22 protein-coding genes, 2 tRNA genes and 2 pseudogenes are annotated in these 22,195 nt (G+C 63.8%); 15 read left to right on the forward strand and 11 right to left on the reverse strand.

Features of this window, described 5'->3' with window-relative positions; all coding sequences use genetic code 11:
- The first annotated feature begins 94 nt into the window (after positions 1-94).
- From ABE093_RS01715 to ABE093_RS01765, 11 genes and pseudogenes are all read left to right on the forward strand, one after another.
- A complete protein-coding gene (locus tag ABE093_RS01715; protein WP_430759136.1) occupies positions 95-277 on the forward strand; it encodes a hypothetical protein in 183 nt (60 codons plus the stop codon).
- A 105-nt stretch (positions 278-382) separates the two neighbouring features.
- Positions 383-787 carry a hypothetical protein gene (locus ABE093_RS01720; protein WP_430759137.1) on the forward strand — a complete coding sequence of 135 codons (405 nt, stop codon included), beginning with the start codon at positions 383-385 and terminating at the stop codon, positions 785-787.
- A gap of 62 nt (positions 788-849) precedes the next feature.
- Positions 850-1,719 (forward strand): phage recombination protein Bet, encoded by an 870-nt coding sequence (gene bet / locus ABE093_RS01725; RefSeq protein WP_430759138.1) that lies wholly within the window; start codon positions 850-852, stop codon positions 1,717-1,719.
- Positions 1,716-3,404, forward strand: coding sequence for a YqaJ viral recombinase family protein (locus tag ABE093_RS01730; protein ID WP_430759139.1), 1,689 nt, complete (start codon positions 1,716-1,718; stop codon positions 3,402-3,404). Before bet ends, ABE093_RS01730 begins: the two co-directional genes overlap by 4 nt.
- Positions 3,405-3,516: 112 nt before the next feature.
- Complete coding sequence (locus ABE093_RS01735; protein WP_430759140.1) at positions 3,517-5,145, forward strand: DNA cytosine methyltransferase; 1,629 nt, start codon at positions 3,517-3,519, stop codon at positions 5,143-5,145.
- A gap of 29 nt (positions 5,146-5,174) precedes the next feature.
- Positions 5,175-5,603 (forward strand): hypothetical protein, encoded by a 429-nt coding sequence (locus ABE093_RS01740; protein ID WP_430759141.1) that lies wholly within the window; start codon positions 5,175-5,177, stop codon positions 5,601-5,603.
- Positions 5,604-5,624: 21 nt separating this feature from the next.
- Complete coding sequence (locus tag ABE093_RS01745) at positions 5,625-6,077, forward strand: four helix bundle protein (RefSeq protein ID WP_430759142.1); 453 nt, start codon at positions 5,625-5,627, stop codon at positions 6,075-6,077.
- Positions 6,074-7,429 carry a reverse transcriptase domain-containing protein gene (locus ABE093_RS01750; RefSeq protein WP_430759143.1) on the forward strand — a complete coding sequence of 452 codons (1,356 nt, stop codon included), beginning with the start codon at positions 6,074-6,076 and terminating at the stop codon, positions 7,427-7,429. Before ABE093_RS01745 ends, ABE093_RS01750 begins: the two co-directional genes overlap by 4 nt.
- Positions 7,426-7,668, forward strand: a complete 243-nt coding sequence (locus tag ABE093_RS01755; RefSeq protein WP_430759144.1) for a hypothetical protein — start codon at positions 7,426-7,428, stop codon at positions 7,666-7,668. Before ABE093_RS01750 ends, ABE093_RS01755 begins: the two co-directional genes overlap by 4 nt.
- The gene (locus ABE093_RS01760; RefSeq protein WP_430759145.1) at positions 7,661-8,632 is read left to right on the forward strand and encodes a hypothetical protein; all 972 of its coding nucleotides are present in this window, start codon (positions 7,661-7,663) and stop codon (positions 8,630-8,632) included. The genes ABE093_RS01755 and ABE093_RS01760 overlap by 8 nt, the downstream gene beginning before the upstream one ends.
- Positions 8,633-8,740: 108 nt before the next feature.
- Positions 8,741-9,544 (forward strand): annotated as a pseudogene (locus ABE093_RS01765) (recombinase family protein); the annotation flags it as partial.
- Between the two features lie 60 nt (positions 9,545-9,604).
- On the opposite strand, the gene ABE093_RS01770 reads toward ABE093_RS01765, so the two are convergent.
- The 6 genes from ABE093_RS01770 to ppsR all read right to left on the reverse strand — a co-directional run bounded on the left by ABE093_RS01770 (position 9,605) and on the right by ppsR (position 11,746).
- Entirely contained in the window at positions 9,605-9,916 is a 312-nt protein-coding gene (locus ABE093_RS01770) for a hypothetical protein (protein ID WP_430759146.1), read from the reverse strand.
- A gap of 75 nt (positions 9,917-9,991) precedes the next feature.
- Positions 9,992-10,126 (reverse strand): hypothetical protein, encoded by a 135-nt coding sequence (locus ABE093_RS01775; protein ID WP_430759147.1) that lies wholly within the window; start codon positions 10,124-10,126, stop codon positions 9,992-9,994.
- Positions 10,127-10,180: 54 nt separating this feature from the next.
- Positions 10,181-10,256: transfer RNA gene (locus ABE093_RS01780), tRNA-Glu, on the reverse strand.
- A 53-nt stretch (positions 10,257-10,309) separates the two neighbouring features.
- Positions 10,310-10,385, reverse strand: a tRNA-Ala gene (locus ABE093_RS01785).
- Positions 10,386-10,426: 41 nt separating this feature from the next.
- Positions 10,427-10,915, reverse strand: coding sequence for a DUF1249 domain-containing protein (locus tag ABE093_RS01790; RefSeq protein ID WP_430759148.1), 489 nt, complete (start codon positions 10,913-10,915; stop codon positions 10,427-10,429).
- 9 nt (positions 10,916-10,924) lie between these two features.
- Positions 10,925-11,746 carry a posphoenolpyruvate synthetase regulatory kinase/phosphorylase PpsR gene (gene ppsR / locus ABE093_RS01795; protein ID WP_430759149.1) on the reverse strand — a complete coding sequence of 274 codons (822 nt, stop codon included), beginning with the start codon at positions 11,744-11,746 and terminating at the stop codon, positions 10,925-10,927.
- A gap of 82 nt (positions 11,747-11,828) precedes the next feature.
- Between ppsR and ppsA the strand changes: the two genes are divergently transcribed.
- Positions 11,829-14,222: a phosphoenolpyruvate synthase gene (ppsA, locus tag ABE093_RS01800; protein ID WP_430759150.1), complete on the forward strand. Its 2,394-nt coding sequence runs from the start codon at positions 11,829-11,831 to the stop codon at positions 14,220-14,222.
- 6 nt (positions 14,223-14,228) lie between these two features.
- Complete coding sequence (gene cls / locus ABE093_RS01805; protein WP_430759151.1) at positions 14,229-15,725, forward strand: cardiolipin synthase; 1,497 nt, start codon at positions 14,229-14,231, stop codon at positions 15,723-15,725.
- 20 nt (positions 15,726-15,745) lie between these two features.
- Here the strand turns inward: cls and orn are convergent, their stop codons facing one another.
- The gene (gene orn / locus ABE093_RS01810; protein WP_430759152.1) at positions 15,746-16,306 is read right to left on the reverse strand and encodes an oligoribonuclease; all 561 of its coding nucleotides are present in this window, start codon (positions 16,304-16,306) and stop codon (positions 15,746-15,748) included.
- A gap of 61 nt (positions 16,307-16,367) precedes the next feature.
- Between orn and ABE093_RS01815 the strand changes: the two genes are divergently transcribed.
- A complete protein-coding gene (locus tag ABE093_RS01815; protein ID WP_430759153.1) occupies positions 16,368-16,826 on the forward strand; it encodes a DUF2721 domain-containing protein in 459 nt (152 codons plus the stop codon).
- A gap of 1 nt (position 16,827) precedes the next feature.
- On the opposite strand, the gene tadA is transcribed toward ABE093_RS01815, so the two are convergent.
- On the reverse strand, positions 16,828-17,277 hold the full coding sequence (gene tadA / locus ABE093_RS01820; protein WP_430760055.1) for a tRNA adenosine(34) deaminase TadA: 450 nt from the start codon (positions 17,275-17,277) through the stop codon (positions 16,828-16,830).
- A 138-nt stretch (positions 17,278-17,415) separates the two neighbouring features.
- A pseudogene (locus ABE093_RS01825) lies at positions 17,416-18,075 on the reverse strand (GNAT family N-acetyltransferase); the annotation flags it as partial.
- Between ABE093_RS01825 and ABE093_RS01830 the strand changes: the two are divergent.
- Positions 17,965-18,960: a VOC family protein gene (locus ABE093_RS01830; protein WP_430759154.1), complete on the forward strand. Its 996-nt coding sequence runs from the start codon at positions 17,965-17,967 to the stop codon at positions 18,958-18,960. The pseudogene ABE093_RS01825 and the gene ABE093_RS01830 overlap by 111 nt on opposite strands.
- 130 nt (positions 18,961-19,090) lie before the next feature.
- Here the strand turns inward: ABE093_RS01830 and guaA are convergent, their stop codons facing one another.
- Together guaA and guaB are read right to left on the reverse strand one after the other, a co-directional pair.
- Positions 19,091-20,650, reverse strand: a complete 1,560-nt coding sequence (guaA, locus tag ABE093_RS01835; RefSeq protein ID WP_430759155.1) for a glutamine-hydrolyzing GMP synthase — start codon at positions 20,648-20,650, stop codon at positions 19,091-19,093.
- 65 nt (positions 20,651-20,715) lie between these two features.
- A complete protein-coding gene (gene guaB, locus ABE093_RS01840) occupies positions 20,716-22,176 on the reverse strand; it encodes an IMP dehydrogenase (RefSeq protein WP_430759156.1) in 1,461 nt (486 codons plus the stop codon).
- Positions 22,177-22,195 lie beyond the last annotated feature (19 nt).

A 22,195-nucleotide genomic window follows, 5' to 3' on the forward strand; every position in this document is an offset into this window, starting at 1 on the left:
CTCCGAATGTCGCTGCCGGCCAGATTCGTCATGCCGCAATGACGCGCGCCCCTCGTTCTCCGCAGCCCGATCCGAATGGTCCGAGGGCTGCGTGATGAATCGTCCTCAGCACTCTCCGCAACGTGACCAGGCATGGGGTCGCTACTACGCCCGCCGCGGCGCATCGGTTCTGGCCAAGCACTATTTCGCGCCGATGTCGAATCACATGCGCATTGCCATGTACCACCTGAAACGCGCCAGCGTCATCGATTCAAGCCGCATCGCCACCCATTTCTGAAAACGTGCGCTCCCCTCGCGCGAAAGCCGTCACCTGACTCCCTCCCCAGTGTGACCCCGGACGGCAACCGGGCCTATTTCCAAATCATCAGCAGGAGCAATTCAAATGAATGCAGTCACTCATGAAGCACCCGCAATCGTCATCCCGCAGATCACCATCGCCAGCGCGCCGGCAGTCGAAGTCCGCATGCTCGGCAACGGCAAACGCATCTACCAGGCGCAGATGCTGGAAGAAACCGCTGATCTGAACAAAACCGTCGAGGATGGTTTCGTGTGGGTGCAGGAAAGTCCGCACCAACTCTTCGCCCTGCGCAGCCCTCTGACGCATAAGAACGCGAAGGGTGCCTACAGCTATGACGAAAGCATCGAACCCGATTGGTATTGGACCAATGAAGTCACGCCCTGGTACGAGGGCGGTCGCGTCGTGGTCGGCTTCGATTACGGCGGCGTCGGCAGCAACTTCGGCTACTTCCGCTGCCTCGCGCGTGCGGTTCGCGTCGCCCGTGAGTGATTTGAACTTTGTCTTTACCTGATCCGCGCGAGATGCGCGAGCTATCCGACCCAAGGAATTCCATGAACGCCGTCGCCACCATCCCGCGCAACAACAACGCACTGACCATCACCGAGCATCAGGCCGCGATCTGGTCGGCGCTGAAGTCGAGCATCTATCCGGGCGCATCGGACAACAGCATCAGTCTGGTTCTGGACTACTGCACCGCCGCCGGTCTGGACCCGATGCAGAAGCCCGTGCATATCGTCCCGATGTGGGATGGCAACAGCCGCACCATGCGCGACGTGGTGATGCCCGGAATCGGCCTGTACCGCGTGCAGGCGTCTCGCAGCGGCCAGTTCGCCGGCATGAGCGAGCCAGTGTTCGGGCCAATGGTCACTGAGAAGATCGGTTCCGTCGATGTGACGTTCCCCGAATGGTGCCGTGTCACTGCATACCGCCAGCTGGCCAACGGCCACATCGCCGAGTTCACCGCCGTCGAATACTGGATTGAGAACTATGCGATCAAGGGCGGCAAGGAAAAGGATCAATCGCCGAACGCGATGTGGTCGAAGCGCGTGCGCGGACAGATCGCGAAGTGTGCTCAGGCCCAGGCGCTTCGCATGGCGTTCCCGGAAATCGGATCTCAGCCCACCGCCGAGGAAATGGAAGGCAAGTCGATCATCGATGGCGAAGCGGTAGTAGTGCAGCAGGCGCGGGCTGAGAAGCCAGCCTATTCGCAAACCGACTTCGATAAGAACCTGCCGACGTGGCGCGACCTGATCGCCAGCGGAAAAAAGTCCGCCGATCAGTTGATCGCCACGCTGCAGTCGAAGGCAACGTTCACCGACGAGCAGCTTGCCGCGATTCGTGCGCCGTTCGCCGTCGATGGATCTCCTGAGGTTGAGGACGAGATCGATTGGAGCAAGACCGGAACGGGGGATCAGGCATGAAGATCATCGACCTGCAGCAAGGCAGCGCCGAATGGCTGGCCCATCGCCGCACGACCCGCAACGCCAGCGATGCATCCGTGATGATGGCGGAATCCTCGAACCTCTCACGCCGCGAATTCGTCAGGCTTCAAGCTGTCGGCCTTGAGCGCGAATTCAGCGACTACGTCCAGAAGCGCATCCTCGATCGCGGTCATGAAGTCGAGCCGGCACTGCGTCTGCTGGCCGAAGAAAAGATCGGCGAAGAGCTCTACCCGGTCACTGCAGTCAGCGATGATGGTTATCTCGGCGCCAGCTTCGATGGCGTGACGATGGCCGAGGACGTTATCTTCGAGGCGAAGCAGTCGAACGCCGAGAAGATGGAGTCGGTTCGGTCCGGAATCATTCCGGCATCGGATAGGTGGCAGATCGTCCAGCAGTTCGCCGTGTGCGACGCTGCTCAGCGCTGCTACTACTTCGTCGGAGATGGCGCGCGAGAAGGCACCGTCCATATGTGCATCCTGCGGTCAGACGTCGCCGATGACATCGTGACACTCCGTTCCGCCTGGGCACAGTTCGACGCGGATGTCGCTGCGTTTCAACCCGAGCCCGAAGTGTTGCCGGCCCCGACCGGTCGCACGCCTGACCAGCTTCCGGCACTGCGCGTCGAGGTTACCGGCATGGTCACGGCCTCGAACCTCGCCGAATGGAAGGACGCGGCCATCGCCGTATTCCAGGGAATCAACACCGATCTGCAGACGGATCAGGACTTCGCCGACGCCGAGAAGACCGTCAAGTGGTGCGGCGACATCGAGGACCAGCTGAAGGCGGCGAAGCAGCACGCGCTCAGCCAGACGCAGAGCATCGATGAGCTGTTCCGAACCATCGACGCGATCAGCGCCGAAGCGCGTGCGAAGCGCCTTGACCTCGACAAGCTGGTCAAGGCCCGCAAGGAATCGATCCGAGCCGAGATCGTCTCCACCGGTGCCGCCGCGGTGCGCGCACACTACGACGCGATCAACGCCACGCTGGGCGCCCACGCCTTCCAGCCGCCGCAGACCTTGCAGATGAACATCGGCGCGGTCATCAAGGGCAAGAAGTCGATCGCCAGCATGCGCGACGCTGTCGATGCCGCGGTCGCCGCCCAGAAGATCGAGGCAAGCCAGCAGGCCGAGCGCGTCCGCGCGAACATGGCGATTCTGGCCGAGTCTCCGGACCATGCTTCGCTGTTCGCCGACCGAGTCCAGTTGTGCGCTACGAAGCAGCCTGAAGACCTGAAGAACATGGTTGCGGCGCGCATCAGCGAGCATGATCAGCGCGAAGCCGCGCGACTGGAAGCCGAACGCGAGCACATCCGGAAGGAAGAAGCTGAGCGCATCCAGCGCGAACAACAGGATGCAGTGGCCGAGCAGGCCGCCCCGAAGGACACCACGCCCGCCGCCGTAGTGTCCACCATTGCGCAGCCGATGACTGCGCGCCCATCAACCCCGGGCTCGGCGGATCGACCGGGTACGCGCATCAAGCTTGGCGATATCAACGCGCGTATTGCCCCGTTGTCGATCACTGCCGAAGGATTGGCACAACTTGGATTCCGCCCAGTCGATTCAGCTGGTCCGGCAAAGCTCTATTTCGAAAAAGACTTCAATGAAATCTGCTCGCGACTGGTTGATGTGATCAGCCACGCCCAAACGATGACGAAAGCTGCATAACCCAAGGAGCCGCGCGAGCTGCGCGCGTCGCCGAACGTGTTCATTCGTTCGGCGGGTTGGAAACCCGGCCGGAGGGGTCGCAGCACCGGCACCTATTCAAGAGACACGATAAATGGCTGATGGATCCCGCGACCTGTTCAACCTGCCGAGGCGGAAACTCGTCAGTGCGCTCTTGCCAGACGAAATCGGCGTTGACCTGTTCGCCGGAGGTGGCGGCGCGTCGGAGGCGATGAAGGAAGGTCTCGGTATCGAGCCAGCGCTTGCGTACAACCACGACGAGTGGGCGATCGGCATGCACGCCGCGAACCACCCCATGACGTCGCACCACCGTGAGGACATCTGGCACGCCGATCCTCGTGTGGACGTCGCCGGCAGTCCAGTCGGCTGGTTCCATGCCAGCCCGGACTGCACCCATTTCAGTCAAGCCAAGGGCGGGCAGCCGCGCAACGGAAAGATCCGCGCTCTGTCGTGGGTGGTGCTCAAGTGGGTTGGCAAGCTTCTGCGCGCGGATGAGCTCAACGGAACGAACACCGCCCCGCGCTGCATCTCCATGGAGAACGTGCGGCAAATCCTGACGTGGGGCCCGCTGATCGCAAAGCGCGATAAGGCCACCGGCCGCGTCATCAAGATGGACGGCACCGTAGCAGCCAAGGGCGAGCGCGTCCCGGTCCAGAATCAGCAACTCGTCCCGGACAAGCGGCATGCCGGCCGGATGTGGAACCAGTTCGTCGAAGCGCTGCGTGCGTTCGGCTACGTGGTCGAATGGCGGAAGCTGGTCGCCAGTGACTTCGGTGCCGGCACCAGCCGCGAGCGCTTGTTCCTGATTGCTCGCCGCGATGGACAGCCGATTGTTTGGCCGGAGCCGACACATCGTGAGTCTCCGGTCAGTGCCGCCGAGAGCATCGACTTCTCCGATCTCGGCCGGTCCATCTTCGATCGCCCTCGTCCGCTCGCACCAGCGACACTGCGCCGCATTGCCAAGGGCGTCGTGAAGCATGTCCTGCAGGCGAAAGAGCCATTCTTCCTGACCGAGTTCGCCAATGCCGGCAATGGTGGCCGCACCTGGTCGGCGATGGAACCGCTGCGAACGCAATGCGCCGGGGTGAAGGGCGGGCATTTTGCGATGGTGGCGCCCACGCTCGTCCAGACCGGCTACGGCGAACGCGCGGGGCAGTCGCCTCGTTCGCTCGACATCAAGGCCCCGTTAGGCACCATCGTCGCCGGGGGAGTGAAGCATGCGCTGGTTTCGGCGTTCCTCGAGCAAGCCTGCGGCGGTTACTACACCGGCGCCGGAAAAGACTTGCGCGAACCGAATCCGACGATTTGCGCGCAGGGCAGCATGCAGCGCCTTGTATCCGCCGACCTCGCTCAGCTTTCGCCTGAGCAAGAAGCCGGCGCACTTCGCGTCGCCGCTTTCCTGATCAGTTACTACGGGAATGGTGACGCGCTCAGCCTGCACGATCCGCTCGACACCGTGACGACGCGTGACCGTCTGGCGCTGGTGACCGTGTACGTGCGCGGCGCGCCCTACGTCATCGTCGACATCAAGTTGCGGATGCTAAAACCGGTGGAACTGTTCCGCGCCCAAGGCTTCCCTCACGACTACATCATCGATCGCACCGCCGATGGCCGTCGGATCTCCAACACGCATGCCGTTCGCATGGTCGGCAACAGCGTCAGTCCACCGCCACTCGCCGCGCTTATTCGCGCCAACGTCGCAGCCCCCGCAACTCTTCACTGAAATAACCATCCCCGACAGGAGAAATCGAAATGGGAACGCCAATCACCATCAACGTCAAGAACATCCATCTCCACGCACCGGAATCAGGCGCCATTCCTGGATTCAGGCTGCTTTCGCTTCCGGAAATTCTCGCCGCCGCGAAGAAGCCGAAGGAATCCCGCTATCTAGGCGATGGCAAGGAAATCACGCCAGCGCAGGCGGAAAAGGAACTTGCCGCGCTAGGGCCCGATTGGGATATGGAGGAAGCTCACGATCTCATCGACGAGATCAGCTACGACTACAAGAACCAGCACGGCGCCTACTCACGCGACGAAAGCATCAAGCCTGGCTACCACTGGACGAAGACGAAGCGCCTCGAGGGCGGTCGCGTCGTGGTCGGCTTCGTTTACGGCCTCGTCTACGACAGCGACGGCGGCGGCCGCTGCCTCGCGCGTGCGGTTCGCGTCGCCCGTCAGTGATTTGAACTTGGCATAAGTTCGATGGGCTACCAAACCCCAAAGATCGCGCAGGACGTCCGCAGGTTGCGCTGGGAGATCGAGAATGCCGTTCGAGGCTTTCCGCGCTTCCATCGCTACCAGAGCGGCACCGAACTGCGCGAGCAGGTGAAGGTAGTCCAGCGAACGGTCAATCGCGCCTGGACGGATAAGGACAACCCTGATCGTCAGGCGCAATGGCTCAATCGGCTTGAGCAGGAAATCGACCAGCTCAAGGCCGATATGCAACTCGCTCAGGATATTCGGGCGTTCAACACGCCCGGCCAGTTCCGCCACCTGTACGTTCAAGCCGGTGAAATCGGCAGGCAGGCGCACGGCTGGCGCATGGCGCAGCAGCAAAAGCACCCCAGTGCCCAGAATCCGCAAGGCCGCCGCGCCGTCGCGGAGCGTGGCCGAACACTGAGTACCGATGCCGCCCCTGCGAGGGCCAATTCATGACGAGCGCGCGCTACCAGAACGGATGTTCGCGCGGGTCACAAGAGCATCGGGATAAGGCTGCCTGGTACGAGGGCGGTCGCGTCGTGGTCGGCTTCGATAACGGCAACGTCAACAACAACAACGACAACAACCGCTGCCTCGCGCGTGCGGTTCGCGTCGCCCGTGAGTGTCAGGGTGCGGAATGCAAGACGCTGTTCCATGAGCTTTACAATGCGTACAAGGACGCGCGGCGCGGGAAGAAGCCGAGCATGAACAAGTTGGTGTTCGAGGAACGGTGGGCAGATGGCCTGCTCGACCTCGAACGCCGGATAACCGATGGAACGTGGGAGCCATCTCCCTACACCTGCTTCGTGGCAACACGGCCCAAGGCGCGTGAGATCCATGCGCCCGATTTCGCCGATCGCACGGTGCATCACTGGGCGGTTGCCAAGATCGAGCCGGGATTCGATCGCGTCTTCATTGAGGATTCGTTCGCCAACCGCGCTGGCAAGGGCAGTCATGCCGCAGTGAGGCGCGCCCAGCAATTCATGCGGCAGGTTCACAGCGGCCAGGGCGGCGGCTGGTATCTGCAACTCGACATCGCGAACTTCTTCTACTCAATACCGCGAAAGCTGATGTGGGCGATCCTGAAGCGCGGCATGGTACGCGATGGCGTGCCTGAACAGGCTCAGCGCGTGATGCATGCCCTGCTCCGACGTTCTGCCGTGGAGTCTGGCGTCACCTATCGATCGACTGCCGCCCAGCGCGCACTGGTACCGCCGCATAAGCAGTTGAAGAACGCCAAGCCAGGCTGTGGCCTTCCGATTGGCAATCTGCCATCACAGTTCCTCGCCAACGTCTTCATGAACGAGTTCGACCAGTTTGTGAAGCATGTCCTTGTCGTGAAGCGCTACCTGCGCTACGTCGATGACTTCGTGCTGTTCCACCATGACCGCGCTCAGCTTGAGCGCTGGCTGGTCGAGATCGAGAAGTTCCTCGGCGAGAAGCTTGGGCTATCGCTGAAGGCTGACATCCGGCTGCGCAAGCTGACGGACGGCTTGGACTTCCTCGGATATGTCCTCTACCCGACGCACACTCGCGTCCGCCGGCGGGTGATCTCGCATGCCCGGGCTGCCTACGCCGAATGGGGACAGTCGCACGTTCGTGGTCGGCACCTGGTCGCGACGCCCGCTGACCTGCGCATGATCCGCAGCAAGAACGCCAGCTACAACGGTCACTTTAGCCATGCCAACAGCTACAGGCTACGTGCTGGCATGCATCAACGATTCCCATGGCTTTCAGATGCAATCGAGCCGCGTCAGTGGCCGTTACATCTCGAAGGCCAAACCCTAACGATCAGGACAACCGCATGACCACCGACACGACGCGCGAGGGGTTTGAGAAGTACGCAGAAGCTTTCGACCTTCCGACATATCGCGCAACAAACGATCTCTATTTGGAAGAGATAACGCAATCGGCATGGAGCGCATGGCAAGCCGCGAAGTCCGACGAGCTGGCGTTTTTGGAGAACCTGGTCGAACACGTCGATTCGTTCATCTGGAAGCGCATCGATGACCGCATCGCCGAACTGAAAGGAGAGAGCCGTGGATGATCTTAAACAGCGGGCACGGGAATTGCTGGCTGCGGAATATACCGGAGAAATCCGCGACGCCATCCTCAACGGCAAGTTCGATGACGAACCTGTAATCCGCGTCATCGCTGCCTCCCTCGCATCCCGTCCGGCTGACGACTTGGAGGCGGTGAACACTCGCCTGTGGGCGGAAATCGACGCGGCGCAGGAAGCATCTGGTTACACAGCGTATTCAACCGAGCGTGGACCGAACAGGCAAACATTCCCTGCCTATCTCGCGGCGCTCAAGCATGACGCATCCCGTCCGGCTGGGGAGGCGGTGGCGTTCGTTGGTAGCGATGGTCAGCCCGCTTGGATTAACCCGGAAAGGACCATTAATCCGCCTGTCGGCGCAATCCTCTACACCGCCCCGGCCGCCGTCTCTGATGCCGCCAAGTTCAAAACCTACGTCCACGACCGGCTTGATGCGATGGGTGTTCCGCATACCGTCCCGGGCGAACACACCGACGCCGGCTGTCGTATTGGCGGGCGCTTGGATTGGATCGAGCAGCGCATCAAGACGACTGGGGAGCCAGTGGCGTGGAACGACAATGCAGCATGGTCGCTGGTTGCACGTGCGGAAGCTGCTGGTGCTGCGCGTGACGAAGATGACAGCGGCACGTGGTGGACGCTACGCCTCGAACACTTCAATGCGCTAGCCGCCCCTCCCGCCACTCCTGCTGCTGAGGAGGTGGTGGCGTGGCGCTCCAATAATCCAGAGACGATCAAAGCTGGTCAAAAATATAGCGACGCGGAATGCAGCACTCACTTCCGAAGCTGCCAGCAAAGCGGCGTATGGCCGAATAACGTCACCCTCCTATTCACCGCTCCGCCCGTCGTCTCCGAGGACGTGAGGGCGTTGGTTCTGGCCGTGCGCGCTCTGCATCCGGAATGCGGAAGCATGCGACTCGATGAGGCGGTCGCCAAGTTCGTGGGGGTGGTGTGAGCGATCGCAAGGCCAAGCTGACGCTCATCGTCAGGTCCGTAGGCACCCCGGACAAGGACGAAGCGGGTGCGGTGCTAGGCTTAATTGGAATCAGCGAGGCGGTGAACGATGCGTGCGGCGGTATACCTGAGGTCAAGCAAGGACAGACACGACGTCAGTATCGACGCCCAGCGTCGAGAACTGCAGACCCTCGCAAAGACGCGGCATGAACGTGTAGTCACTGAGTTCGCGGATGCGGTCGAGTCCGGAAAGGACGATGACCGGCCCGGCTTCCGCGACCTGATCACAGCGGTCCGGAACCCGAAGCGCGGCTGGGACACCTTGCTGGTGCTGGACACGTCGCGCGTTGCCCGCCGCCGGCATCTCGCCATGATGTTCGAGCGCGAGTGCGAGCGCTTCAATGTCCGGTTGATCTACAAATCGCTTCCGGAAACCGATCCGATCACCGAGATGCTGCTGAAGTCCATCCTGCAGGCGATGGACGAGTGGCACAGCCTGACCAGCCGCCAGAAGGGTTTGGCCGGCATGCGGGAGAACGTGCGTCAGGGGTTCCGCGCCGGCGGCCGGGCACCCTTCGGCTACGTGCTGGAATACCAGGACACCGGAGCAACGCGCGATGGCCAACCAGTGCGCAAGTCGCGGCTGGTCCCCGGCCCCAATGCGCCACTGGTGCAGGCATTCCTCCGAGCGCGCGCCGCAGGCGCCAAGGTTCCTGATGCACCGACCACCGGGCTGAGCAAGTCGAGCATCACGGGCATCGAGTGGAACGCCCTGACCTATGCCGGTCATACCGTCTGGAACGTGCATGCGGAGGCCGGAAGCGGCCGGAAGCGTCGACCGCGCAGCGAGTGGATCATCCAGCGTGACACGCACCCTGCCCTGATCACCGACGAAGAGGCTGAGGCCATCCTGACCAGGCTGGAAAGCTGGTCGCCGCGGAACAACCGTGAGCGCGGCGCCGGCTACCTGCTTTCAGGTCTGCTTGTCACCCCCGACGGGACTTCCTTCTGGGGCGACCGCGGCAGCTACCGGGTCAAGGGGCGCCAGATCCTCGCGACCACCGTCGACAACGCCGTCGCGGCGCATGTGCTGCGCGACATCCAGACCCCGGAGTTCGTCCGGGCCGTCACCGAAGCCGCACGCAAGCAGACGGTCGCCACGGACGCGCCTGCGCTGCGGAAAGCCGTCGACGACGCCGAGGCTCGCAGCTCCAGGCTTATGGCCTTGCTCGAGCAGACGACAGCGCCTGAGCCGATCCTGCGAAAACTGGAAGTGATCGAGCAAGAGCGCCAGCGCCTAGTGCGCGCACTCGCTGAAGCCGAGCAGGAAGCAGCCGAACGATCTGCCCTGTCGCGGATCTCAGAGATCGAGGTCCGTCGACTGCTGGTCGAGCGCGCGACGGAAATCGAAGCCTCCGATCCGGAGGCCATGCGCGCTGTTTTTCAGGGTCTGCTGGCGAAAGTTGTGCTCGATGGAAGCGAGCTCGCCGTGCACTACCGCCTTGCCTCAAAAAGAAAGGCCGGAGTTTCCTCCGGCCCCGCTTTATATTGGCGTCCCCACGGGGATTCGAACCCCGGTCGCTACCGTGAAAGGGTAATGTCCTAGGCCTCTAGACGATGGGGACGTGTTTGACGCTTTCCCTTTCGACACCGATCACTGGCCTGTTGCGATCGATGTTGGTGGAGCCAGGCGGGATCGAACCGCCGACCTCCTGCATGCCATGCAGGCGCTCTCCCAGCTGAGCTATGGCCCCACAGAGGGAAGCTCGCCAGTATAAGGGGTCAAATTAATCCGTCAAGCCTCTTCGGCAACCGATTCGACGTCGATGTGTTTCAGGGTCGCGTGGCCATGGCCGCGGATGGCCAGCAGGTCCAGCCATTTGCCGAGGAAGATGTTCATGCGCAGGCGGTGATCGATGATCGCGCGCGGCGGCGGATACATCCCCACCACGTCCTGCCAGCGCCGACCGACATGGCAATGGGTTGCTTCAGCCTGGCGGGCATCGCGATACAGGCGCACGAAGGCCGAGGGATCGGGCTCGCCGGTGACCGGATCGATCACGGTATAGGTCAAGCGCAATTCGGTGGTGTAGCGATGCTGTTCGAGGATATCGAGGCGCAGGTCGAGGCCGTCGTCGCCATGCGACAGGTAACTACCCGTCGGCAGGCGCGCCGGCGCCAGCAGGCGGGTGAGCTTGCCGTGGTTCTCCGCATACAGGCCCATCAGCAGCCCGAAGCGGCTGATGTGGGGAATGCGGACTGCGGGCGCATGGGCCAGTGCCATGCCCCGACCTTAGTACATCTCGCGGTTGATGCCCAGCGTTTCCAGCACCCGGCTGGAGATTTCCTCGATGGATGCGTGAGTCGTGGACAGCACCGGAATATGTTCCGTGCGGAAGATCACATCCGCGGCCGCCACCTCGCGCTTGCAGGTCTCCAGTTCGGCATAGCGCGAGTTGGGCCGGCGCTCCTGGCGGATCTGGTGCAGGCGGTCGGGGTCGATGGTCAGGCCGAACAATTTGTTGCGGTACTGGCGCAGGCGCGGCGGCAGGCGATCGGTCTCGAGATCCTCGTCGGTCAGCGGATAGTTGGCCGCGCGCAAGCCGTGGTGGAGCGCGAGATAGACGCAGGTCGGCGTCTTGCCGGCGCGCGACACCCCGACCAGGATCACGTCGGCATCGCTGTAGTCCACGCGCATGCCGTCGTCGTGGGTGAGCGCGTAATTCATCGCGTTGATGCGGCGGTGGTACTGGTCGAAATCGACGATGCCGTGGGCCTTGCCGACGCGCGGCTGGCGCTTGCGGCCCAGCTCCTGCTCCAGCGGCTCGATGAAGGGCGCGAACACGTCCAGCATCAACGCGCCGCTGGTGGCCAGGATGGCGCTGAGCTCGATGTCGACGCAGGAATTCACCACGATCGGGCGCACGCCGGCCTGCTCCCCCGCCGCGCGGATGGTGTTCGCGGCTTCGCGGGCCTTGTCCGGGGTGTCGACGAACGGCAGGCGATCGGTATGGAAATCGCTTTCATTGAACTGGGTCAGCAGGCTGTGGCCGATGGTTTCGGCGGTGATGCCGGTGCCATCGGAAACGTAGAAGACCGGTCGGATCTCGGACATGGGGCAGGCCGTTTATGAAAACGATTGCTAAAATAACCGGATTGCCGATCGGCACCCTCAAATCCCCGTCCGGAGCCTTCCCTTGACTGCCCCCGCCCCCGCTTTCAGCAAAAATATCCTCTGGCTGAAAGACCTGCGCCTGTCCGACCTCGCCCAGGTGGGCGGCAAGAACTCCTCGCTCGGCGAAATGATCGGCCAGCTGGCTGGCCTCGGCGTGTCGGTGCCGGGCGGTTTCGCCACCACCGCCGATGCGTTCAAGGCCTTCATCGCCCACAACGACCTGCACGCGCGCATCTACGACAAGCTGAAGACGGTCGACGTCGACAACGTCCCCGCCCTCACCGCCGCCGGCGCCGAGATCCGCGGCTGGGTGATCGACGCCCCGTTGCAGCCCGACCTCGAAGCCGACATCCGCACCGCCTATGCGCAGATGAGCAAGGACGCCGGCACGAACGACCTCGCCGTCGCCGTGCGCTCCTCCGCAACGGCCGAAGACCTGCCCGACGCTTCCTTCGCCGGCCAGCAGGAAACCTTCCTCAACGTGACCGGCGCCGATGACGTCGTGCACAAGGTCAAGGAAGTGTTCGCGTCGCTCTACAACGACCGCGCGATCGCCTATCGCGTCCACCACGGCTTCGCGCACGAGGACGTGTTCCTCTCCGCCGGCATCCAGCAGATGGTGCGCTCCGACGTCGGCGCCTCCGGCGTGCTGTTCACCCTCGACACCGAATCCGGTTTCCGCGACGTGGTCTTTGTCACCTCGAGCTACGGCCTCGGCGAGATGGTGGTGCAAGGCGCGGTCAATCCGGACGAGTTCTACGTCTACAAGCCGACGCTCAAGGCCGGCAAGCCTGCGATCCTGCGTCGCGCGCTCGGCAGCAAGCAGTTGCGCATGGTCTATTCCGACACGCCCGGCGAGCGCGTGCGCACCGAGGACACGCCGGCGGAACTGCGTTCGAAGTTCTCCATCACCGACGCCGATGTCGCCGAGCTGTCCAAGCAGGCGCTGGTGATCGAGCAGCACTACGGCCGCCCGATGGACATCGAATGGGGCAAGGACGGCAACACCGGCAAGCTCTACATCCTGCAGGCGCGCCCGGAAACGGTGAAGTCGCGCGCGAAGGCGACCCAGATCGAACGCTACACGCTGGGCCAGCGCGGCCCGGTGCTGTGCGAAGGCCGTGCGATCGGCCAGAAGATCGGCGCCGGCACCGCACGCGTGGTGCGTCGCCTCGAAGACATGAACAACGTGCAGCCGGGTGACGTGCTCGTCGCCGACATGACCGATCCCGACTGGGAACCGATCATGAAGCGCGCGTCGGCGATCGTCACCAACCGTGGCGGTCGTACCTGCCACGCCGCGATCATCGCCCGCGAACTCGGCGTGCCAGCGGTCGTCGGCACCGGCAACGCGCTCGACACCATCGCCGATGGCCAGCAGGTGACGGTGAGCTGCGCCGAAGGCGACACCGGCTACATCTACGAAGGCAACCTGCCCTTCGAACGCACCACGACCGATCTCGGCAACATGCCGCCGGCGCCGATGAAGATCATGATGAACGTGGCGAACCCGGAACGCGCCTTCGACTTCGGCCAGTTGCCGAACGCCGGCATCGGCCTGGCGCGCCTGGAAATGATCATCGCCAGCCACATCGGCGTGCATCCGAAGGCGCTGCTCGACTACGCCGGACAGGATGCCGAGACCAGGAAGAAGATCGACGCGCGCATGGCCGGCTACGCCTCGCCGGTCGATTTCTACGTCGACCGCCTGGCCGAAGGCATCGCCACCATCACCGCTTCGGTCGCGCCGAACCCGGTCATCGTGCGCCTGTCCGACTTCAAGTCGAACGAGTACGCCAACCTGATCGGCGGCGGCAAGTACGAACCGCACGAAGAAAACCCGATGATCGGTTTCCGCGGCGCCTCGCGTTATGTCTCCAAGGATTTCGCCGATGCCTTCGCGCTGGAATGCCGCGCGGTGAAGCGCGTGCGCGAGGAGATGGGCCTCGACAACCTGTGGGTGATGATCCCGTTCGTGCGCACGCTGGACGAGGGACGTCAGGTGATCGAAGTCCTCGCTCGCAACGGCCTCAAGCAGGGCGAGAACGGGTTGAAGATCATCATGATGTGCGAAGTCCCGTCGAACGCGCTGCTGGCCGACGAATTCCTCGATATCTTCGACGGCTTCTCGATCGGTTCGAACGACATGACCCAGCTCACGCTCGGCCTCGACCGCGACTCCTCGATCGTCGCCAACCTGTTCGACGAACGCGATCCGGCGGTGAAGAAGATGCTGTCGATGGCGATCCAGGCGGCACGCGCCAAGGGCAAGTACGTCGGCATCTGCGGCCAAGGCCCGAGCGACCACCCGGACCTCGCCCAGTGGCTGATGGAACAGGGGATCGAATCGGTCTCGCTCAACCCCGACACCGTGGTCGACACCTGGCTGGCGCTGGCGAAGTCGAAGGCCGGCTGATCGCCCATGTGGCTGCACCTGCTCCAACGGCACGACCTTGCCGGCTGGATCTGGTCCATCGCCATCTTCGTCGCGCACCTGCTGGTGGTTGCGCGCGCCCTCACCCGGCCCAACCGCACACCCGCCTCGCGGGTGGCGTGGGTCGCGGTGATCCTGTCGGTGCCGGCGCTGGGCGTGATCGCCTATCTGCTGCTGGGCGAAACCAGCATCGGCCATGCCCGCATGGAACGTTTGCGTCGCACCGAGCGCCTGCTGGAAGCGCCCAAGAATGACGACACTGCAGTCGTCGATGTCCCGCCGCGCATCAACGCACTGTTCGATCTCTGCCATTCGATCAACGGTTTCCGTCCCGTTGCCGGCAATCGCATCGCCCTGCTCGGCCATCCCAACGCACCGATCGATCAACCCAAGCTCGATTGCCGCGCCGCGATCGACACCCTGATCGCCGACATCGAACAGGCACGGGAACACGTCCACATCGCCTTCTACATCTGGCTGGATGACGATGCCGGCGGCCGCGTCGCCGACGCCGTATCCGCCGCCGCAAGACGCGGCGTGCAATGCCGGGTGATGGTCGATGCGCTGGGCTCGCGCGCGTTCACCCAGGGGCCGCGCTGGAGGCAGCTGCGCGATGCCGGTGTCAAGCTGCTGAAGACGCTCAACGACATCGCGCGCTGGCGCCACTTCGCCTTCAGCCGCGCGGATCTGCGCGATCACCGCAAGATCGTGGTGATCGACAACCGTATCGCCTATTGCGGCAGCCAGAATTGCGCCGATCCGGAATTCGAGGTGAAGCCGCAGTTCGCGCCGTGGATCGACATGCTGCTGCGTTGCGAAGGGCCGATCGTGCGCCAGCAGCAATCGCTGTTCCTCAGCGGCTGGATCGCCGAAGCCGGCGAACCTGGACTGGAAGGCTTGCCGGTCGCGCAACCGGTGCCGACTCGCTTCGATGAAAACGTGATCGCGCAGGTGTTCGAGACCGGGCCGATCACGCGCCACAACGCAATGTCGGACATGTTCGCGGCCTGCATGTACGCCGCGCGGCGCGAATTACTGATCACCACGCCCTACTTCATGCCCGACGAAGCGATCCTGCGCGCGCTGTGCGCAGCACCACGTCGCGGAGTGAAGGCCACGATCATCTTCCCCGCGAAAAACGATTCGTGGCTGGTCGGCAATGCCTGCCGCAGCACCTATGCCGACCTGCTGGCCTGCGGCGTCGCCGTACACGAATATCCGTTGGGCCTGTTGCACAGCAAGTCGTTGACGCTCGATGGCCAGCTGGCGCTGGTCGGTTCGGCCAACATGGACCGCCGCAGTCTCGAGCTCAATTTCGAGAACAACATGCTGATCGCCGATGCCGATGTCGTCGCCGCGATCCATGCGCGGCAATCGGGCTATCTCGCGGCGTCACGCCCGGTGACGCTGGATGAAGTGCGTGCATGGCCGCTCCACCAGCGGCTGGTGCAGAACACGGTCGCGATGATGGCGCCGGTGCTCTAGGCCCGGCCGACGCCGAAGATTTACTGCGCCGCGAACGCGCCCATCGCCGTGCGGTAATGGCGCAACTCCGCGATCGAGTCGCGGACATCGCTGAGCGCGGTATGCGCGCTTTCCTTGTTGAATCCGGCAAGCACCTGCGGCGCCCAGCGTCGCGCCAACTCCTTCACGGTGCTGACGTCGAGATTGCGATAGTGGAACCAGCGTTCGAGTTCCGGCATCTGGCGATGCAGGAAGCGGCGATCCTGGCAAATCGAATTGCCGCACATCGGCGAAGCCTTCGCCGGTACCCAGGCGCGCAGGAATTCCAGCGTCTTCGCTTCGGCTTCCGCCATCGACACGCCCTCCTCCAGCACGCGTCGCCACAAACCGGACTTGCCGTGCTGGGTGCGATTCCATTCGTCCATCGCTTCCAGCGTCGCCAGCGGATGCGCGATCGCGAACTCCGACCCTTCGGCGAGCACGTTCAATTGCGCGTCGGTGACCACCGTGGCGATTTCGAGGATGGAATCGTTCATGGTATCGAGCCCGGTCATCTCGAGGTCGATCCAGATCAATCGCTGTTCCATCTGATCTTCGCTCATGGGCTCGCGCATTCCGTCGGGACGTCGCATGATAGCCCAGCCACCTGAAGAACCCGGCCCGATGCTCTCGAACCCGAACTCCATCCATTACGTCATCCTGACCGCAATGCTGGCGCCGGCGTTCTTCCTGACCGCCACCGCCGGATTGCTCGCGGCCGCCAACACCCGGCTCGCGCGCGTGGTCGATCGCCTGCGCTCGCTGATCGTCACCTGGGAAGCGGAAGCGCCCGACCGCGTGGAGCGCGACCTGCAGATCGCCCGCCATCGCCAGCGTGCGCACCTCGTGCTGCGCGCCTGCCAGCTGCTCTACATCGCACTGGCCTGCTTCGTCGGCACCAGCCTGACGCTGGCCATGGATGCGGGCCTCGGCTTCCGCCTGGGCATGCTGCCGACACTGCTGGCGGTACTCGGCGTGAGCTTCCTGCTTGGCGCAAGTTATTCGTTGTGGCGCGAAGTCAATCTCGCGGTGCGCAGCTTCGATCGCGAGCTCGACCACGAACTGTCGCGACGTCGCAGCTGAGTCACAACGGCGGCTTGCCGCGCTTGCCCCGGAAATAATTGGTGAGCCGCGTTCCGGCTTCATCCGCCAACACGCCGCCCGCCACTTCGACGCGATGGTTGTGGCGGGGATCGGCAAGCAGGTCGAACACGCTGCCGGCCGCGCCGGTCTTGGGATCGGATGCGCCATAGACGACGCGGGCAATCCGCGCATGCACTGCAGCCATTGCGCACATCGCGCAAGGCTCCAGCGTGACGTAAAGCGTGCAACCGACCAGGCGATGATTGCCCAACGCCTGCCCGGCCCGGCGCATCGCCACGATCTCGGCGTGCGCTGAAGGGTCGTGCTCGGCGATGTTGCGGTTCCAGCCTTCGCCGATCACCTCGCCATCGGACGACACCACGATCGCAGCAACCGGGATTTCGTCGTCTTCGGACACCGCGCGTTCGGCCAGCTCCAGCGCGCGGCGCATCCATTGCGCATCGACCACCGGATCATGAGCCGGATTCACGACTTGCGATGGCGCATCAAGCGATTTCCAGAACACCCGCGTCGCGCCGAGTCCACCCAGCGGCTTGTAAGCGTAATCGGGAATGTCGCCGACGCTGCGATAGCCAAGTCGCCGATAGAACGTGGTCGCCCCCTCGATCACCGCGGCATCCAGTGTCAGCAACGATTTGCCGTGATCGCGCGCCGATTGTTCAAGCGCCTCGATCAATGCGGCGCCGATGCCCGCGCCGCGTGCCGACTGTGCAGTCATTACCTTGGTCAATTCGGCGCGATGTGGCTGGCTGGGCGCCATCGCCAGCACCAAGGTACCGGTCCCGACGAGTTGTCCATCGCGCCATGCACCGAGGACGATGCGTTCCCCGCGTGCCGCCGATGCCAAGGCCTGCGACCAGAACGCCTGCGCCTCCGGTTCCGCCAGCGGATGCATGAAGCCGACCGAACCGTTGGCCGCGACCGTTTCGATCAGCAGCGCGGACAGCGCGTCGAGGTCTGCGGCGGTGACTGGCGCGATTAGCAAATCGTGACTCCCGGACGATACCGCCATGATACTAATGGGCAGCCGCCTGCAACCCCGGCCATGACCTCGGAGGTTATCGCCACCACGGATGCCTGCGCCGGAGAATGCGCCATCGACTCCCGGGAGACCCACATGCGTCCACTCCTCCTTGCCGCAACGCTCGCCTTCGCCGCCGTCGCCGCTGCCCCCATACGATCGGCGACGCCTGCGCAGCCGCAGATGCCGGCAACCTCCATCGATCATTTCCTGTTGTGGGGCCGCAGCATCGACCAAGTCAGCGCCGACATGGCGGTCAAGCTCGGCTTCCAGGTCAAACAGGGACGCGATCCCGCGGGACTCGCCAATCGCTATGTGCGTTTCGCCGACGGCAGCTACATCGAGCTGCTCGGAATAACCCGCGCGAACCCCGAACTCGATCCCGGCGCGCAGGCGGACCAGGTGGCGTTGAAAGGCGCGGCAGGCGCACGAACGCTCGGCTTGCGCACGACGACCCTGGACCGGATGCATGACGCGGTCACCGCACTTGGCTGGAAGCCGACGCCGGTATTCGACGGCCCGAAGTTGGCGAACGGTCGGACCGGCTGGCGATTGTTCGCCTTCGAGAAGCAGCCGCTGTCGAGCAACCTGTTCCTGATCGACTATGACAAGGCATGGGCGCCCGACCTCAGCGCCACGCCAGCGCCCGGCGACTGGCTGGCCGCACGCGTGCATCCCAATGGCGCCCGCGCACTGACCGCCTACTGGCTGCTGTCCGCCGATGTCGAACGCGATCGCACGCAACTGGCGGCGCTCGGCCTGAAGAACGGCAAGCCGATCCGGTTGCCGGACATCGCCGCGCGCGGCGTCTGCGTAAGCGTCGGCGACAAGGCAATTTTGCTGTTGCAGCCCGATGGCGCGGGAATCGCCGCCGACGCCCTGCAGTCAGGCGGGCCACAGATCATCGGCGCCAGCGTGGCCGTCGCCGATCTCGCTCGCGCGCAACGCCTGGTCGAACGCGGTTACGAGCATCCCGTGAAGCGTTACAGCGGAACGTTCGGCCAGTCATTCCTCGCGCCGACGCGCGACGATCTCGGCATTTTGCTGGAATTCCACGCGGCAAGTGCTGGCAAGGATGTATGCGGAAGGTGATTCTCGCCTTTTCGTTCTACTTCAATGTCGCCATCCATGGCGCAACACTTCAGCCTCCGGATAACCCGGCCCGGCCATCCGTGGCCAGTCAGTAAACGACCCGCGAGCCAATGGCTCGCAAGCGGGTCGTTTACTCCCACTCAATCGTCGCCGGCGGCTTGCCGCTGATGTCGTAGACCACGCGCGAGACGCCGCGCAATTCGTTGATGATCCGGTTCGACACCGTGCCCAGGAAGTCGTACGGCAGGTGCGCCCAGTGCGCGGTCATGAAGTCGATGGTCTCGACCGCGCGCAGCGCGATCACCCATTCGTAGGCGCGGGCGTCGCCGACCACGCCGACCGACTTCACCGGCAGGAACACCGCGAACGCCTGCGAAGTCTTGTCGTAGAGATCGGCCTTGCGCAGTTCATCGATGAAGATGTGGTCAGCCTTCGCCAGCAGTTCGGCGTATTCGCGCTTCACCTCGCCGAGGATGCGCACGCCCAGGCCCGGGCCCGGGAACGGATGGCGGTAGACCATCTCGCGCGGCAGGCCGAGCTCGACGCCGAGGCGACGCACTTCGTCCTTGAACAGTTCGCGCAACGGCTCGACCAGGCCGAGCTTCATGTCCTCGGGCAGGCCACCGACGTTGTGGTGGCTCTTGATGACGTGCGCCTTGCCGGTCTTGCTGCCGGCCGACTCGATCACGTCCGGATAGATCGTGCCCTGCGCCAGCCACTTGGCGTTCGCAAGCTTCGCCGATTCCTCGTCGAAGATCTCGATGAACAGGTTGCCGATGATCTTGCGCTTGGCTTCCGGATCCTCGACGCCCTTGAGCTTGTCGAAGTAGCGGTCGGCGGCATTGACGCGAATCACCTTGACGCCCATGTGCTCGGCGAACATCGCCATCACCTGGTCGCCTTCCTGCCAGCGCAGCAGGCCGGTATCGACGAAGACGCAGGTGAGCTGGTCGCCGATCGCACGATGCAACAGCGCCGCGACCACCGACGAATCGACGCCGCCCGACAGGCCGAGGATCACCTCATCGGAACCAACTTGTTCGCGCACGCGCGCGATCTGGTCCCCGATGATGTTGGCGGACGTCCACAGCGTCTTGCAGCCGCAGACATCGACCACGAACTTGCGCAGCAGCGCCTCGCCGCCACGGGTGTGGGTGACTTCCGGATGAAACTGCACGCCGTAGATGTGGCGCTGGTCGTCGGCGAACGCGGCGATGCCGAGGCGATCGGTTTTCGCGGTCACATGGAACCCCGGCGGCGCCTTGGAGACGTGGTCGCCGTGGCTCATCCACACGTTGCTGCCATCGGCCACACTTGCAAGCGCCTGCATCAGCACGTCGTCGCCGGTGAACTGCAACTGCGCATGGCCGAATTCGCGCTGGTTGCCGGCTTCGGTTCCGCCGCCCAACTGCACCGCCAGCGTCTGCATGCCGTAGCAGATGCCGAGCAGCGGCACCATGGCATCGAACACCTGTTGCGGTGCAGCCGGACAGTTCGCCTCGGTGGTCGATTCCGGACCACCCGACAGGATGATGCCCCTGGCGCCGAATGCGGCGATCTCGGCCGGATCGTGGTCCCAGGCCCAGATCTCGCAATACACGCCGATTTCGCGGATGCGCCGCGCGATCAGCTGGGTGTACTGCGCGCCGAAGTCGAGGATGAGGATCTTGTCGGAATGGATGTTGGTCATGCGATGAAATTTTTCCGATGATGAAAACAACAAAGGGAGTCTTGCGGCTCCCTTTGATGGACGGATCAACCCGCTCGATAGTTCGGCGGCTCTTTCGTGATCTGCACGTCGTGGACGTGACTTTCGCGCTGCCCCGCGTTCGACACCTTCACGAACTGCGGCTTCTTGCGCATTTCATCGACGGTCGCGCAACCGACGTAACCCATCGTCGCGCGCAAACCGCCCATGAGCTGATGCACGACCGCGGCCAGCGGACCGCGATACGGCACGCGGCCTTCGATGCCTTCCGGCACCAGCTTGTCGGCATCGGAGGCGTCCTGGAAGTAGCGATCCTTCGAGCCCTTTTCCATCGCGCCGAGCGAGCCCATGCCGCGATAGCTCTTGTAGCTGCGCCCCTGGAACAGTTCGGTTTCGCCCGGCGATTCCTCGGTGCCGGCGAACAGGCCGCCGATCATGATCGTCGACGCGCCGGCAGCCAGCGCCTTGCCGAGATCGCCGGAATAGCGGATGCCGCCATCGGCGATCAGCGGGATGCGATCCTGCAGCGCTTCCGCCACCATCGACACTGCGGTGACCTGCGGCACGCCGACGCCCGCGACCACGCGCGTGGTGCAGATCGAACCGGGACCGACGCCGACCTTCACCGCATCGGCGCCTGCATCCATCAAGGCCAGTGCGGCGTCGCCGGTGACGATGTTGCCGCCGATCACCTGCAACTGCGGGAAATGCTTCTTGGTCCAGGCGACGCGGTCGATCACGCCCTGCGAATGGCCGTGGGCGGAATCGAGGACGACCACGTCCACGCCCGCGGCGGCCAGGGCCTCGATGCGCTGTTCGATGTCTCCACCCGGGCTCACCGCCGCGCCGACCAGCAAGCGTTCGCTGGCGTCATAGGCGGCGTTGGGGTTGTCGCTCTTCTTCTGGATGTCCTTGACGGTGATCAGCCCGCGCAGCGCGAACTCGTCGTTCACCACCAGCACCTTCTCGATGCGGTTGCGATGCAGTTTTTCCAGCACTTCCTCGTCGCTGGCGCCTTCCTGCACCGTGATCAGGCGATCCTTCTTGGTCATGATGTGGCGCACCGGATCGTCGAGCTTGCGTTCGAAGCGCATGTCGCGACCGGTGACGATGCCGACCAGCTGGCCGTTCTCGTCGACCACCGGCACGCCGGAGATGTTGCGCGCACGCGTCAGCTTCAGCACTTCGCCGATCGTGGTTTCCGGATGCACGGTGAACGGCTCGCGGATGATCCCGGACTCGAAGCTCTTGACCCGGCGCACGCTGGCGGCCTGTTCGGCAACGCTCATGTTCTTGTGGAGGATGCCGATGCCGCCGAGCTGGGCCAGCGCGATCGCGAACCGCGCATCGGTCACGGTATCCATCGCCGCCGAAACGATCGGCAGGTTCAGGCGCAGTGTGTTGGTGAGGTTCGCCGCCAGCGACACGTCCTTGGGCAGGACCAGCGAATGGGCGGGAACGAGGGAAACGTCGTCGTATGTGAGTGCTTCGGCCAGGATGCGGAGCATTGGCAGTCCGGTTGGCTTG

The sequence above is a fragment of the Solilutibacter silvestris genome, assembly GCF_050574925.1.
Taxonomy (GTDB): domain Bacteria; phylum Pseudomonadota; class Gammaproteobacteria; order Xanthomonadales; family Xanthomonadaceae; genus Solilutibacter; species Solilutibacter silvestris_A.